This is a genomic window from Salmonella sp. SAL04214 (assembly GCF_046550615.1).
Lineage (GTDB): Bacteria > Pseudomonadota > Gammaproteobacteria > Enterobacterales > Enterobacteriaceae > Salmonella > Salmonella enterica.
The window spans coordinates 73,553-88,242 of record NZ_JBGDXT010000013.1 but is presented as its reverse complement, the minus strand read 5'-3'; the positions used below and the strand labels follow the sequence as shown (position 1 = coordinate 88,242).

The window sequence follows — 14,690 nt, the reverse complement described above, 5'->3', positions numbered from 1 at the left end:
AGTGGGTTCAGTCTGCCAACAATTTGCTGATTAAAGCGTCATGACGCTGCTTTTGGCGGCTCATACGCAGACGTTCAGCGCGAATGATGGTTTTCAAGTCGCTTAACGCGGTATCAAAGTCGTCATTCACAATAAGATAATCATATTCGGCGTAATGGCTCATTTCTGCAACCGCTTGCGCCATTCGTTTGGCAATGACTTCTTCGCTATCTTGCCCGCGGCCGCGTAAACGGCGATCCAATTCGATCTTTGACGGCGGCAAAATAAAAATGCTGCGTGCTTGCGGCATCTTTTCGCGAATTTGCTGGGCGCCCTGCCAGTCGATATCCAGAAAAACATCAACGCCGGTTGCCAGCACTTGCTCAATGGTTTCGCGCGAAGTGCCGTAGTAATTGCCAAACACTTCCGCGTGCTCCAGAAACGCCTCCCTGCCAATCATGGTTTTAAACTCATCATGATTTACAAAGAAATAGTGCTCACCGTGCACTTCACCCGGACGCGGCGCGCGCGTGGTATGTGAAACGGAAACCTGAGTGTCATACAACGGTTGGGTTTTTAATAAAGCCTGAATCAGGCTGGATTTACCCGCGCCACTGGGGGCAGAAACAATATAAAGCGTACCTTGAGCCATGAGTATCTTACGTCTGTGATTATCGAAATAGAGCCTTGATACGGGCTTATTATACACATCGCCGTTATGCGACGTAGTCTTTGTCACACTTTTTGCGCCAGATTATTGCATTTTGCGTCCCTTTTTCCGCTTTTATCGCGTCGTTGCAGCAACCCACCAAAAAATCTGGAAAGCGGCTCGGATGATGCATTTTTACCTGTCGGTTTTTATTCACTAAAGCGCTATACCTGCCGGGCAATGTGCGCAGGAGGTCGTGATGAGATTATGGAAAAGTATGGCGTGGGGAATTTTATTGTGGCATTCGCAGAGTGGGGCGCTTTGCCCGGCCTGGCCGCCAGCAAGGGCCGCTGAAGAAATCGCCCGTTTACAGCAACAGCTCGCTGACTGGAATGACATCTACTGGAAACAAGGGGTTAGCGCGGTTGACGATAGTGTGTACGACCAACTCAGCGCAAGGCTGGTTCAGTGGCAACGCTGTGTTGGTCAGGATGTTTCATCTACTCCGGTTTCACCGCCGTTAAACGGTACAACAATGCACCCTGTTGCGCACACGGGCGTACGTAAACTCGCGGACCGACAGGCGGTAGAACAGTGGATGCGCGGGCGCAGCGAGCTTTGGGTACAGCCAAAAGTGGATGGCGTAGCGGTAACGCTGGTTTATCAAAACGGTAAACTGACCAGGGCTATTAGCCGGGGTAACGGACTACAAGGCGAGGACTGGACGCCAAAAATTCGCCTGATCCCCTCTATACCGCAGACAACACAAGGCGCGCTAGCTAACGCGGTGTTGCAGGGCGAAATCTTTCTACAGCGCGAGGGGCATATCCAGCAACGGATGGGCGGGATGAATGCGCGCTCGAAAGTCGCAGGAATGTTAATGCGCCAGGATAACGCCTCCGCGCTAAATTCGTTGGGTATTTTTATTTGGGCGTGGCCGGACGGTCCGGCAAATATGCCCGAAAGATTAAGCCAACTTGCTAAGGCTGGATTCAGTCTGACGAAGAAATATTCCCTGGCGGTAAAAAATGCCAGCGAGGTCGAGCGGGCGCGCCAGTCATGGCTGACGTCAGCATTACCCTTTGTAACGGATGGCGTAGTGATACGCATGGCTAAAGAACCTGCGTCACAACACTGGCGACCCGGGCAGGGCGACTGGCTGGCAGCATGGAAATATCCGCCAGTAGCGCAGGTCGCGCAAGTGAGCGCTATTCAGTTCTCGGTGGGGAAAAGCGGCAAAATTACCGTAGTAGCGTCGCTTGTCCCCGTTATATTGGATGATAAGCGGGTTCAGCGGGTCAATATCGGCTCTGTGAAACGTTGGGAAGCGTGGGATATCGCGCCGGGCGATCAGATCCTGGTGAGTCTGGCCGGGCAAGGCATTCCCCGGCTTGATGAGGTCGTCTGGCGGAGTCGTGAGCGGAGTAAGCCTGTACCGCCTGATAGCCATTTCAACTCGCTGACCTGCTTTTACGCGTCGGCAACGTGTCAGGAACAGTTTATCTCCAGGCTGGTATGGCTGGGGTCACGGTCGGCGTTGGGTCTGGACGGAATGGGCGAAGCCAGCTGGCGGGCCTTGCATCAAACGCATCGCTTTGAGCATATCTTCTCCTGGCTTGCCCTGACGTCAGCGCAAATAGCCAACACGCCAGGCTTTGCTAAAGGAAAAAGCGAGCAGATATGGCGGCAATTTAACCTGGCGCGCCGGCAGTCGTTTACCCGCTGGATCATGGCGATGGATATCCCCTTAACGCAGGCCGCATTACAGGCCAGCGGCGATCGCTCATGGGAGCAGTTATTAATGCGAACAGAGCAACACTGGCGGCAGTTGCCAGCGACGGGCGAGCGCCGTGCCGGGAGAGTTATCGACTGGCGGGATAATCCGCAGATCAAAACGCTGAGCAGATGGCTGGCTGCTCAGCATATTCCCGGATTTGGGTCTTAGTGCCCTTCATGGCGGTAATAAAATACCGGCAGGCCAAGTTTAAGACGTAGCGCTAATAACCTTGCTGTAAAGCCAAACAGTAGCGTAGAGATAACGACGACATCCGGATTCATGACGTAATGTTGTAGCGCAATATAGAGCACCGCCGAGGCGAACGAAATGCCGGCATATAGCTCTTTTTGAAACACCAGTGGAATGCGTTTGCAGAACATATCGCGGAGCACGCCGCCAAAGACGCCGGTAGTGACGGCGGCCACCACGGCGATAATTGGCCCTTCGCCCATATCAAGGGCTATCTGAGCGCCAATAATAGAGAAAACCACCAACCCCAGCGCGTCAAGTACCAGGAAAAGCTTGCGTAAATAGGGCATGACGGGGGCAACAATGGTGGTCAATACAGCGGCAGTCGCCACAATAATGACATATTCGGGATGCTTCACCCAACCCAGCGGATAGTGACCGAGCAGAATGTCGCGAACCGAGCCTCCACCAATGGCGGTGGCGGTAGCAATAATAATTACGCCGAATGTATCCATGCGACGACGACCCGCAGCGAGTGCGCCCGTCATGGCCTCGGCAGTGATGCCAATTAAATAAAGAACGTGCAACAGCATGATTTCCCCCTAATTTACTGGGGGCGAAGATTAACGATTTGTGCGCTGTATCACGATTGAGATTTTCTAAGGCATTACACGATTAATAAATTTTAGTAATGATTTTAAATTTATGATTAATAATTATTTATTATAAATATTAATAAGTTGAACATCATTTTTGTGGTTTATTACATGCGAGGTTTTTCTGTTTTGACTTAGATAAATTAACTTAACGGCGCCCTGGACGCGCCGCCGGTGAGTCATTTCATTATGGCTGCTGTGCGGTAAGTTGTGTGATGAAGCGCTGACGCGAGCGTTCCACATACTGTTGCAAGCCATTGGAATCAAAGAATGCCTGTGTATCGCCGTTGCGAAGTTGCTGTCGTTTCTCCAGTAGCCCGAAGCGGTCACCTTTGTTGGCAATAAAGATATCAACATGCTGGGCGGCCAGTGTCTTAAAGCTACCCTGAATATCAGTAACCAGGTCAGGGTAATTTTTGTTGTTAATCAGCAGATAGTCGGGCGTGGCGAGACTGTCAGCGTAAATTAGCGTCTTGCCGTTGCGGAGCGTTACGCGCCAGGAGGTTGAACCGGGTAGATGTCCAGGCGTGAATAGCGCTGTCACGGTTATCCCTCCGAGGCTGATGCTTTCCTGGTTGTGGATAATTTTATCGGTGGTGACGGGCGGAAAGGGGAGCGCATCGCCAAGCGCAAAATCCTCTCGTCCACCCCTCGCCATCTGATCGGCGTTGGGTTGGCTGGCGACCAATTGTGCGCCGCTCCACGCTTTCAAACGTGCCATGCCCCCCGCTTGATCCAGCCGCGCATGGCTATTCAACAGATAGCGCACGTCTGTGAGGCGGAATCCTGCCGCTTCAATATTCGCTTTAATTTGCGGTGCGCTTTCATCCAACCCCGCATCAATAAGAATATGCCCTGCCGGAGTGGTCAGCAGAATAGAAGAGAGATTTTCCGTGCCGACATACCACACGCCTTCTGTGATTTGAAACGGCTTTATAGGCTTAGCCCACGCTTTAAACAGTGATAACGGAGGCGCGGGTGATAACGGTTGTGAAGGATCTAATGCCGCCATGGCAGGAAGTGCTGATGTTGAAAATATACATACAAGGAATAATGCATAGCGATTCATAATGTTCTCCTGATTGAAGCGCCCGCAGTATACCTGGCAGTAATTTAGCCAGGTTCAATAAGAGAGACGTTTAATGAACTTGCTGCAAATGGATATGAACCTGTTAAAAGTACTGTATGTGCTGCTGGAGACGAGCTCTACGGGGAAAACGGCGCAAAAGCTGGCTTTGTCGCCTTCTGCGGTAAGTCATGCGTTAATGAGATTGCGCGATGCGCTAAACGATCCGTTGTTTCGACGGGAAGGGAACCGCCAGATTGCTACGCCTTATGCGCAGGCGCTGCGTGACAAATTGGCGCCTGTGTTTGTTTCGCTTAATGAGGAGCTGTTTGGCGATAAAGAGAACGGCTCCCGTTGTTTCCGGGTGGTACTTCCTCCCGCATTGAACGCGCTGCTTACGCCCGTTCTCGCAGAGAAAGGTCATCTTCATCAGGCGGTGATCGAGTGCCTTCCTTTTGCCCGCCGACCCTGGCGTGATGAACTGTTGGATAGCTCGGTTGATTTGGTGCTGGCAATTGGCGACCATCAAAAGCAGGTCAGCGCTCTGCATTACGAGCGGGTGGGGACTACGCGTTTGATTGCGGTTTATGGTGCGCCATTGCGTTCACGTCTGGAGAATGCCGCAGAGTTGAATTTTGCTGATCTACAGCATTATCAGCACATTTACTGTTTGCCGTGGACAAAAGAGAACAACGAACTGGACAGGCAGCAGGCTCGTGCCGGGTTTGAACGTCCGCTGGCGTTTGTTTGTCATGATTACAGTCAACTTGCGCCTGCTGTCCAGTCGGCGCCGCTAATGGCGATTGTACCGCGCCCCTGGTATGAAAATTTATCCGATAAGCGCGGTCTTTTTGTCCTGCCGCTTGCCGGGGAGCAGGCGGAAGGCGCTATTTTTATGCAGTATCGGGCTTCGACGGTAGAGTGGAAGCGACGCCTTATCGACGCTATTCGCCGGAAATTAAAAACGTACTACCGATAAACGCGAGAGCCCGCATAAGGCGGGCTCTGTGACATATTGAGCGCCAGAATTATTCAATATTCTGGATTTGCTCGCGCATTTGCTCGATCAACACTTTTAATTCAATAGCGGAGTTAGTTACATCAGCGTTGATGGATTTGGAGGCCAGGGTGTTCGACTCACGGTTAAATTCTTGCATCATGAAGTCCAGACGGCGACCTACCGCCTCTTTTTTCTTCAGAATGTTGTAAGTCTCTTTGACGTGCGCTTCCAGACGATCCAGCTCTTCCGCCACATCAATGCGTTGCGCCATCATCACCAGCTCTTGCTCCAGACGGTTGTTTTCCAACTGAACCTGAGCATCTTCCAGCTTCGCGACCAGGCGTTCACGCTGCCATTGCAGGATTTCCGGCATATGCGCGCGGACTTTCGCTACTTCGGCGCTGACGCCTTCCAGACGTTGTTCAATCAGCGCTTTCAGCGCCTGGCCTTCCGTTTCGCGCGCGACGATAAAGTCATCCAGCGTACCGTCCAGTGCGGCTAAAATTTCTGCGGCAATCGCGTCCAGATCCTGCTCTTGCGCCGCCATGACACCTGGCCAGCGCAAAATATCAACCGGATTGATTTCCCCTTCGTCGCTCTGCATTTTGACCCAGTTTGCGGCGCTAACTAATTGTTTCGCTAGCTTTTCATTCAGAATAAGCTCGCCTTGCGCGCTGGCATCGGGTTCAAAACGCAGCATACATTCGACTTTGCCACGCGTCAGGCGTGTACGAATGCGTTCGCGCACGACGGGTTCAAGACTACGGAACTGTTCCGGCAGACGAAAGTAAGTTTCCAGATAACGCTGGTTTACCGAGCGCATTTCCCAGGTCGCGCTACCCCATTCACCCTTGATTTCACGCCGGGCGTAGGCGGTCATACTGCGGATCATAGATGTTCCCGTTTTTAAAGGAGAGATGAGGGGATTATAGCTATCCAGGCCTTGTCAGGATAGGAATAACCATCGGAAGTCCGTATAATGCGCAGCCACATTCGTTTTAAGCCGGAGATCTCAATATGCGTCCAGCAGGCCGTAGCGCTAATCAGGTGCGTCCCGTAACCCTGACCCGTAACTATACAAAACACGCTGAAGGCTCGGTACTGGTCGAATTTGGAGATACCAAAGTGTTGTGCACCGCCTCCATTGAAGAAGGCGTCCCACGTTTTCTGAAAGGACAAGGCCAGGGGTGGATCACCGCAGAGTATGGCATGTTGCCTCGCGCTACCCATACCCGTAACGCGCGCGAAGCGGCAAAGGGTAAGCAGGGCGGTCGTACTATGGAAATTCAGCGTTTGATCGCGCGTGCGCTGCGTGCGGCGGTCGATCTGAAAACGCTCGGCGAATTTACCATTACGCTGGACTGCGATGTAATCCAGGCCGATGGCGGTACGCGTACAGCGTCTATTACCGGTGCCTGCGTGGCGTTGGCGGATGCGCTGAATAAATTGGTTGCCAACGGTAAGCTGAAAACCAATCCGATGAAAGGCATGGTGGCGGCGGTTTCCGTAGGCATCGTTAACGGCGAAGCGATCTGCGATCTGGAATATGTTGAAGATTCCGCCGCAGAAACCGACATGAACGTCGTGATGACTGAAGACGGCCGCATTATTGAAGTACAGGGTACCGCGGAAGGCGAGCCGTTCAGCCATGAAGAACTTCTCACTTTGTTGGCGCTGGCCCGAGGGGGAATTGAATCCATTGTGGCGACGCAGAAGGCGGCGTTAGAAAATTGATTTTAAGGCGACTGAAAAGTCGCCTTTTTTTTGTCCGTAAATTTCGTAAATGATGAAAGTAAGAAAAGGAGCGAATCCATGAAACCGTATCAGCGCCAGTTTATTGAGTTTGCGCTTAACAAGCAGGTACTAAAGTTTGGCGAGTTTACGCTGAAATCCGGGCGCAAAAGCCCCTATTTCTTCAACGCCGGGCTGTTTAATACCGGGCGCGACCTGGCGTTGTTAGGCCGTTTTTATGCCGAAGCGCTGGTGGATTCCGGTATTGAATTTGATCTGCTGTTTGGCCCCGCGTACAAAGGTATTCCGATCGCGACGACGACGGCGGTTGCGCTGGCGGAACATCACGATAAAGACCTGCCGTACTGCTTTAACCGCAAAGAGGCAAAAGATCATGGCGAAGGCGGGAGTCTGGTGGGCAGCGCGCTACAGGGCCGCGTGATGCTGGTGGATGACGTGATTACCGCAGGTACGGCGATTCGCGAGTCGATGGAGATTATTCAGGCGCACGGGGCTACGCTGGCTGGCGTACTGATTTCGCTGGATCGTCAGGAACGTGGCCGCGGCGAGATTTCCGCGATTCAGGAAGTGGAGCGCGACTATGGTTGTAAGGTTATCTCCATCATTACGCTGAAAGACCTGATTGCCTATCTGGAAGAAAAACCTGATATGGCTGAGCATCTGGCGGCTGTGCGAGCATACCGGGAAGAATTTGGCGTGTAAGCGAATTGCCCGGTGGCGCTTTACCGGGCTTATGTTTCTGTCGCCTGGATAAGGCGTGAGCCACTATCCAGTCAGCGTTACTGTAGCTGAGCGGCAATGAGCGGCCAGCGGGCGTCGAAATCGTCCGTTGGGCGGTATTTAAATTCGCTACGCACGAACCGTGAAAGCATACCTTCACAGAAGGCTAACAGCTGGCTTGCCAGCAGATTTTCATCCGTCGTGTAGCCTTCGCCTTCACGCATTCTTTTTTCTCGTAGCACCTGGCGGAGCTGCGCTTCGATGCGTTCAAAAAGCTGATTAATGCGCCCCTGCAGGCGATCCTGTTCAAACATCAGCGCGTGCCCGGTAAGAATGCGCGTCAGGCCAGGGTTGCGTTCGCCAAAACCCAGAATCAGCAACACAATCAGGCGCAAACGCGTGCTGGTGTTTTTTTCATCTTTTAAAATCAGATTGATACGGGTAATCAGACTATCTTCGATAAACTCAATCAGGCTATCGAACATGCGGGTCTTGCTGGGAAAATGGCGGTATAACGCCGCTTCGGAAACGCCGACCGAGGCCGCCAGTTTTGCCGTCGTGATGCGTTGGCTTCCATCGCTGGATTCAAGCATCAGCGCCAGTGACTGAAGTATTTCTTCGCGACGATTCCTTTTCGCAGTTTGTTTTTCTGCCATGTTACAAAATACCCCTGAAAATAAGCACTTGCCAGGCGAGCACCCACGCTATAACCGCAAACTCAGCGCTTGCGGCAGTATTATGACGTTATGGGGATGCGTAAAATTTACTTACGGCCAGAATGACCGAAGCCGCCCTCGCCACGTTCGGTGGCGTCAAATGCTTCCACCAGATTAAATTCGGCCTGAACGACCGGAACAAACACCATTTGCGCGATACGTTCGCCCGGTTCAATGGTAAAACTGTCCTGACCACGGTTCCAGATCGAAACCATCAGTTGCCCCTGATAATCGGAATCAATCAGCCCGACCAGGTTGCCCAGCACGATACCATGTTTATGGCCCAGGCCAGAACGCGGCAACATGACTGCCGCCAGTGATGGATCGGCGATATGAATGGCCAATCCGGTAGGCACCAACGTCGTTGCGCCAGGCGCCAGTTCTACGGCGTCGTCGAGACAGGCGCGCAGGTCAAGCCCGGCAGAACCAGAAGTAGCATAAGTCGGCAGCGGAAACTGCTGACCAACACGCGGGTCCAGAATCTTAACGTCGATTTTTTTCATCATAACGGGTCACGATCTCGTCGAGTAATAATTGGCCCAGGAGTTCTTTCCGCTCAAGCGGTAAGACTTTATCTCCATCCTGCCAGAAAAGGTGTAAAGCGTTTTTATCGCTATTAAATCCCTGATTTGAAAGAGAAACATCATTTGCACAAATCAGGTCAAGGTTCTTACGGATACGTTTTTGCCGGGCGTATTCTTCCACATTATTCGTTTCCGCGGCAAACCCAACAACATAGGGTCGATTGTCACTGAGTGCGGCCACCCCGGCGACAATGTCCGGGTTTTTGACCATTTTTATTAGTAATTCATCACCTTGCGCCGCCTGTTTTTTGATTTTTTCACTGGCGATAGTCTCTGCGCGATAGTCAGCCACGGCGGCGCAGCTAATGAAAATGTGCTGCTGTTGAACGGCGGCCTGAACAGCGGCTTCCATGTCCAGCGCGGTTATGACATCAACCCGTTTTACAAAAGGCGGCGTCGGTAACGAAACGGGACCGGAGACCAGCGTGACATTTGCGCCGCGACGCGCTGCGGCCGCCGCAATAGCGAAGCCCATTTTACCGGAGCTGTGGTTGGAAATATAACGCACCGGGTCGAGCGGTTCGCGCGTCGGACCTGCCGTAATCATGATATTAAGATGTCGCAAATCGTTGACGGCAGCGAAATGCGCGGCGGCCTTATCAACGATAACTAATGGGTCCAGCATTCGGCCTGGGCCTACGTCGCCGCACGCCTGACTGCCGCTATCCGGCCCCCAAATGAACAGGCCGCGAGAGGCGAGCACCTCCAGATTATGTTGCGTGGCGGCAGCGCGGTACATCTGTTGGTTCATGGCCGGAAGAACGGCCACCGGGGCTGGCGTCGCCAGGCAGATGGTGGAGACTAAATCATTAGCCATACCCGATGCTACACGGGCGATCAGATCGGCGGTCGCGGGGGCAAGAATCACCAGGTCGGCCCATTTCCCCAACTCGATATGCCCCATCGCGGCTTCGGCGGCAGGGTCAAGCAGACTGTCGGATACGGGATAGCCCGACACTGCCTGTAAGCTCAGGGGGGTAATAAAGGCTTTTGCCGCCTCGGTCATTGCCACGCGCACGTCAGCGCCGCGCTCACGTAAACGGCGCACCAGCTCCGGCGTTTTATACGCAGCGATACCGCCGCTAACGCCGAGAACAATTTTTTTACCGGCCAGGCTCATCATGTCTTTCCTGTTGGGTGACTTTGAAAGGCGGCTATTTTATCACAATCTCTACGGCGTCGTGTCTTTGCCTGCGCTCCACTTTGCGAGGCGCTACGCAAGAACAAAATCGGGGCGTCGATCTCTCCCAAAGGCTGTGCCACTATGCCGCTTCCTTAAAAAAGGAGGTGCGCGTATGGATACGTTGGACGAATTATTACCGCGTGAAAAAATGCTCAGATCCGGCATTGCTTCCCTCAGCGACGTGGAGTTGCTGGCGCTTTTTTTACGTACCGGCACGCCGGGAAAAGATGTTATGACGTTGGCAAAAGAGATATTGCAGCACTTTGGGTCGCTGTATGGCCTGCTGTCGGCGGACTTTGCGCAGTTTCGCGGCGTAAACGGCATCGGCCTGGCGAAATTCGCGCAGTTGAAAGGCATTGCTGAGCTGGCAAGGCGCTATTACAGCGTGCGCATGAATGAGGAAAGTGCGTTGCTGAGTCCGGAAATGACGCGGGAATTTCTGCAAAGCCAACTGACGGGCGAAGAGCGTGAGATCTTTCTGGTGATCTTCCTCGATGCCCAGCACCGGGTGCTTCAGCACAGCCGCCTGTTTTCCGGCACGCTTAACCACGTAGAGGTGCATCCGCGTGAGATTGTTCGGGAAGCGATTAAACTCAATGCTTCAGCGGTCATTCTGGCGCATAATCACCCTTCAGGCTGCGCAGAGCCAAGTAAAGCAGATAAACTTATCACTGAGCGCGTGATAAAGTGTTGCCAGTTTATGGATATCCGGGTGCTCGATCACCTGATAATTGGGCGCGGAGAGTACGTTTCTTTTGCCGAACGCGGCTGGATTTAAGATTCTTTGCGCGATCCATCGGGATCTTTGTCTGTTCGGGACTTGAGCATATCGCCGGGTCAGCGTATACTACGCCACCTTTGAGAATCTCGGGTTTGGCATTTGGGCCTGGCAATCGAGAGTTCAATAGAACTGCGCGATGACCAGGCTGTAAAGCCTGACGAGGCGCCGATACCCCATACGAAGCTCGAGCTAATTTGATTTTTGGAGAATAGACATGTCCCGAGTCTGCCAAGTTACTGGCAAGCGTCCGGTGACCGGTAACAACCGTTCCCACGCACTGAACGCGACTAAACGCCGTTTCCTGCCTAACCTGCACTCTCACCGTTTCTGGGTTGAGAGCGAGAAGCGTTTTGTCACCCTGCGTGTATCTGCTAAAGGTATGCGTATCATCGATAAAAAAGGCATCGAAACAGTTCTGTCTGAACTGCGTGCCCGTGGCGAAAAGTACTAAGTACTAAGAGGAAATAAATCATGGCTAAAGGTATTCGTGAGAAAATCAAGCTGGTTTCTTCTGCTGGTACTGGTCACTTCTATACCACTACGAAGAACAAACGTACTAAGCCGGAAAAACTGGAACTGAAAAAATTCGATCCAGTTGTCCGTCAGCACGTGATCTACAAAGAAGCGAAAATCAAATAATTCTCGCTTTGATGTAACAAAAACCTCGCTTCGGCGGGGTTTTTTGTTTTCTGGCCGTCCCCATATTAATGAGACCTGCCACACAGCCGGAGACGTTATGCCTGAATTACCCGAAGTTGAAACCAGCCGCCGGGGTATTGAACCCCATTTAGTTGGCGCTACTATCCTGCACGCCCATATCCGTAACGGCCGTCTGCGCTGGCCGGTTTCAGACGAAATTTATCGTCTGAGCGATACACCCGTCCTTAGCGTTCAGCGTCGTGCTAAATATTTACTGCTGGAGCTGCCTGACGGCTGGATAATTATTCACCTGGGGATGTCGGGAAGCTTGCGGATACTGTCGGAAGCGCTGCCGGCGGAAAAGCACGACCATGTCGATTTGGTGATGAGCAATGGCAAAATTCTACGTTATACCGATCCTCGCCGCTTTGGCGCCTGGTTATGGACCAAAGAGCTGGAAGGGCATAACGTACTGGCGCATCTGGGACCGGAGCCGCTAAGCGATGAGTTTAATGGCGAATATTTGCAGCAGAAATGCGCGAAGAAGAAGACGGCGATTAAACCCTGGCTGATGGATAACAAGCTGGTGGTCGGCGTGGGGAATATCTACGCCAGCGAGTCGCTGTTTGCCGCTGGTATTCACCCTGACCGCCTGGCGTCGTCACTCTCGACAGAGGAGTGCGATCTGCTGGCACGGGTGATTAAAGCCGTTTTGCTGCGCTCTATTGAACAAGGCGGCACAACGCTGAAGGATTTTCTGCAAAGCGATGGGAAACCGGGCTATTTTGCGCAGGAGTTGCAGGTGTACGGGCGCAAAGGCGAGCCGTGTCGGGTATGCGGTACGCCGATAGTCGCAACGAAACACGCACAGCGTGCGACGTTCTATTGCCGTCACTGTCAGAAGTAAAACGCCAGGCCCGGCAAGGAAGGAAACTTATTTCAACTTATCCATTAGCGCCTGATGCACATTGTCCGGCAGAAAGTGGGTCACATCGCCCTGATGGCGCGCCACTTCTTTGACCAGCGACGATGAAATAAACGACCACTCTTTGGACGGCATCAGGAAAACGCTTTCCAGTTGCGGCATCAGATGGCGATTCATATGCGCCAACTGCATTTCATATTCAAAATCCGCCACCGCGCGCAGACCACGAATCAGGATATTCGCCTGTCTGTCGCGGGCGAAATTGGCCATCAGGTCGCTAAAGCCCACCACCTCTACGTTACCCAGGTGTGCGGTCGCTTTTTGCGCCAGCGCCACGCGTTCGTCCAGGGTGAACATGGGTTTCTTGCCGGGGCTGGCGGCGATGGCCAGAATGACATGGTCGAACATCTGCGTTGCGCGCGTCACAATATCGAGATGACCGTTAGTAATCGGATCAAACGTGCCTGGATAAATCGCCCGTTTTTGCATGACAGCCCTCAATGCGTTTTCGGTGGCAGATAAGGCTCCAGCAGTTGCAGCAGACGCTGGAGCGCGCCCTGATTTTGATACAGCACTTCAACTGCGTGACGTCCGTAGAAATTACGATAATCAGCGTCGGTCAGTAAAGAGGAAACTTCTTTTGCCAGCGTAGCCGCATCGGTAATTGTGATAAGTCCGCTCGCCTGATCCAGACGGGCGCAAATATCTTTAAAGTTAAAGGTATGCGGACCCATCAGTACCGGAATCGCATGAGCGGCGGCCTCCAGCGGGTTATGACCGCCGCGTTCAACCAGCGAACCACCAACAAAGGCGAGATCGGCAATGCCATAGAGCAACATTAATTCGCCCATAGTATCGCCTACCACGACCTGGGTGCTGGCGGACGGTACTTCGCCCGAAGAGCGAGTGATGTAGCTTAACCCTGCCTGACGCACAAGATTGATAGCATCCGGGAAACGCTCCGGATGGCGGGGCACCAGAATCAGTAATAAATTCGGGAATTGATGTAATAACGCCTGGTGAGCGGCGATAACGATACTCTCTTCGCCATCGTGGGTGCTAGTGGCAATCCAGACCGGACGGTGCGGCGCCCACTGGCGGCGTAGCGTAACGGCTTTAGCCGCCAACTGCGGCGTAACTGAAATATCAAATTTCAGACTGCCGGTGACCGTGACCTGATTGTTCTTCGCGCCCAATGTCACAAAGCGTTCGCCATCTTCTTCGTTTTGCGCGGCAATCAGGGTGATACGGCGCAAGAGCGTACGGACAAACTTGCCAAGCTTCGCATAACCCGCGGCGGAGCGGGCGGAAAGCCGCGCATTAGCGATAACCAGCGGAATATGACGTTTGTGCAGCGCAGCAATCAGATTTGGCCAGAGCTCAGTCTCCATGATCAATACCAGCTTAGGATCAATCTCATTGAGGAAACGATTGAGCGCATCGGGCAAATCATAAGGCAAGTAAACGTGCTGAACATCGTTGCCAAAGGCGGACTGGACGCGCTCCGAGCCGGTCGGCGTCATGGTCGTTACGGTAATAGGCAGATCGGGATAGCGATGACGTAGAGCGCGGACCAATGGGATGGCCGCCAGAGTTTCGCCCACCGAGACGGAATGCAGCATGATTCCGCCCGGTTTCAACGGACGGCGGTAGAATCCGTAGCGTTCACCCCAGCGTTTACGATAGGCCGGCGCTTTACGTCCACGCACCCAAAGCCGTATCCAGATCAGAGGCTGAATAAGGTAGAGAAGAGCGGTGTAAAGCAATTCGAGCATAGTAAATAGCTGACTTATGGATGTGCTGGGGATTCTATGTATTTAGCCTGGGCTTTACCATTACTTTTCCCATTTTTGCGCCAAATTGGCTCAGAAGCGAGGATTCCAGGCGCTGAACCCCATTATTTTTGCATTTTTACGTAATCCATTGAAATTTGCCGCCCTTGTCGCCCCAGACAATGGGAATGACCATTCACAAGAGAGGGATAAATTAATATCTCTTTGAATTTATGATTAAAAAAATGATTGTGTATAAAAATTATTCGTATCGGATTGCTGCGAAAGAAGTGTTACACTAG

General features: G+C 52.6%; 17 protein-coding genes. 8 read left to right on the top strand and 9 right to left on the bottom strand.

Features of this window, described 5'->3' with window-relative positions; all coding sequences use genetic code 11:
* Nucleotides 1-7: 7 nt before the first annotated feature.
* Complete coding sequence (gene gmk, locus ACLJQD_RS19630) at nt 8-631, bottom strand: guanylate kinase (protein ID WP_000046966.1); 624 nt, start codon at nt 629-631, stop codon at nt 8-10.
* A gap of 256 nt (nt 632-887) precedes the next feature.
* Between gmk and ligB the strand changes: the two genes are divergently transcribed.
* Complete coding sequence (gene ligB, locus ACLJQD_RS19625) at nt 888-2,573, top strand: NAD-dependent DNA ligase LigB (protein ID WP_017442021.1); 1,686 nt, start codon at nt 888-890, stop codon at nt 2,571-2,573.
* On the opposite strand, the gene ACLJQD_RS19620 is transcribed toward ligB, so the two are convergent.
* Nucleotides 2,570-3,187 carry a trimeric intracellular cation channel family protein gene (locus ACLJQD_RS19620; RefSeq protein ID WP_000924334.1) on the bottom strand — a complete coding sequence of 206 codons (618 nt, stop codon included), beginning with the start codon at nt 3,185-3,187 and terminating at the stop codon, nt 2,570-2,572. The two genes, ligB and ACLJQD_RS19620, sit on opposite strands and share 4 nt — an antisense overlap.
* A gap of 250 nt (nt 3,188-3,437) precedes the next feature.
* Nucleotides 3,438-4,319, bottom strand: coding sequence for an HARLDQ motif MBL-fold protein (locus tag ACLJQD_RS19615; RefSeq protein ID WP_017442020.1), 882 nt, complete (start codon nt 4,317-4,319; stop codon nt 3,438-3,440).
* Between the two features lie 73 nt (nt 4,320-4,392).
* Here ACLJQD_RS19615 and ACLJQD_RS19610 point away from each other — a divergent pair, with 73 nt between their 5' ends.
* On the top strand, nt 4,393-5,295 hold the full coding sequence (locus tag ACLJQD_RS19610) for a LysR family transcriptional regulator (protein ID WP_017442019.1): 903 nt from the start codon (nt 4,393-4,395) through the stop codon (nt 5,293-5,295).
* A 49-nt stretch (nt 5,296-5,344) separates the two neighbouring features.
* Here ACLJQD_RS19610 and ACLJQD_RS19605 read toward each other — a convergent pair whose 3' ends face one another.
* Complete coding sequence (locus ACLJQD_RS19605) at nt 5,345-6,208, bottom strand: YicC/YloC family endoribonuclease (protein WP_000621352.1); 864 nt, start codon at nt 6,206-6,208, stop codon at nt 5,345-5,347.
* A 125-nt stretch (nt 6,209-6,333) separates the two neighbouring features.
* Between ACLJQD_RS19605 and rph the strand changes: the two genes are divergently transcribed.
* The gene (gene rph / locus ACLJQD_RS19600) at nt 6,334-7,050 is read left to right on the top strand and encodes a ribonuclease PH (RefSeq protein ID WP_001247078.1); all 717 of its coding nucleotides are present in this window, start codon (nt 6,334-6,336) and stop codon (nt 7,048-7,050) included.
* A gap of 78 nt (nt 7,051-7,128) precedes the next feature.
* Nucleotides 7,129-7,770 (top strand): orotate phosphoribosyltransferase, encoded by a 642-nt coding sequence (pyrE, locus tag ACLJQD_RS19595; RefSeq protein ID WP_000806167.1) that lies wholly within the window; start codon nt 7,129-7,131, stop codon nt 7,768-7,770.
* 77 nt (nt 7,771-7,847) lie between these two features.
* Here pyrE and slmA read toward each other — a convergent pair whose 3' ends face one another.
* The 3 genes from slmA to coaBC form a co-directional block, all read right to left on the bottom strand.
* Nucleotides 7,848-8,444, bottom strand: a complete 597-nt coding sequence (gene slmA / locus ACLJQD_RS19590; protein ID WP_000818607.1) for a nucleoid occlusion factor SlmA — start codon at nt 8,442-8,444, stop codon at nt 7,848-7,850.
* A gap of 107 nt (nt 8,445-8,551) precedes the next feature.
* Nucleotides 8,552-9,010 carry a dUTP diphosphatase gene (gene dut / locus ACLJQD_RS19585; RefSeq protein ID WP_000976078.1) on the bottom strand — a complete coding sequence of 153 codons (459 nt, stop codon included), beginning with the start codon at nt 9,008-9,010 and terminating at the stop codon, nt 8,552-8,554.
* Entirely contained in the window at nt 8,988-10,208 is a 1,221-nt protein-coding gene (gene coaBC, locus ACLJQD_RS19580; RefSeq protein ID WP_000050176.1) for a bifunctional phosphopantothenoylcysteine decarboxylase/phosphopantothenate--cysteine ligase CoaBC, read from the bottom strand. The genes dut and coaBC overlap by 23 nt, the downstream gene beginning before the upstream one ends.
* Before the next feature lie 175 nt (nt 10,209-10,383).
* Here coaBC and radC point away from each other — a divergent pair, with 175 nt between their 5' ends.
* The 4 genes from radC to mutM all read left to right on the top strand — a co-directional run bounded on the left by radC (nt 10,384) and on the right by mutM (nt 12,598).
* Entirely contained in the window at nt 10,384-11,049 is a 666-nt protein-coding gene (gene radC / locus ACLJQD_RS19575; RefSeq protein WP_000380129.1) for a RadC family protein, read from the top strand.
* 217 nt (nt 11,050-11,266) lie between these two features.
* A complete protein-coding gene (gene rpmB, locus ACLJQD_RS19570) occupies nt 11,267-11,503 on the top strand; it encodes a 50S ribosomal protein L28 (RefSeq protein ID WP_001519051.1) in 237 nt (78 codons plus the stop codon).
* Between the two features lie 20 nt (nt 11,504-11,523).
* Entirely contained in the window at nt 11,524-11,691 is a 168-nt protein-coding gene (gene rpmG / locus ACLJQD_RS19565; RefSeq protein WP_001051798.1) for a 50S ribosomal protein L33, read from the top strand.
* A gap of 97 nt (nt 11,692-11,788) precedes the next feature.
* On the top strand, nt 11,789-12,598 hold the full coding sequence (mutM, locus tag ACLJQD_RS19560) for a bifunctional DNA-formamidopyrimidine glycosylase/DNA-(apurinic or apyrimidinic site) lyase (protein WP_001114515.1): 810 nt from the start codon (nt 11,789-11,791) through the stop codon (nt 12,596-12,598).
* Between the two features lie 27 nt (nt 12,599-12,625).
* Here the strand turns inward: mutM and coaD are convergent, their stop codons facing one another.
* Both coaD and waaA read right to left on the bottom strand, forming a co-directional pair.
* Nucleotides 12,626-13,105 (bottom strand): pantetheine-phosphate adenylyltransferase, encoded by a 480-nt coding sequence (gene coaD / locus ACLJQD_RS19555; protein WP_001171884.1) that lies wholly within the window; start codon nt 13,103-13,105, stop codon nt 12,626-12,628.
* 8 nt (nt 13,106-13,113) lie between these two features.
* Nucleotides 13,114-14,391, bottom strand: coding sequence for a lipid IV(A) 3-deoxy-D-manno-octulosonic acid transferase (waaA, locus tag ACLJQD_RS19550; protein WP_017442018.1), 1,278 nt, complete (start codon nt 14,389-14,391; stop codon nt 13,114-13,116).
* Nucleotides 14,392-14,690 lie beyond the last annotated feature (299 nt).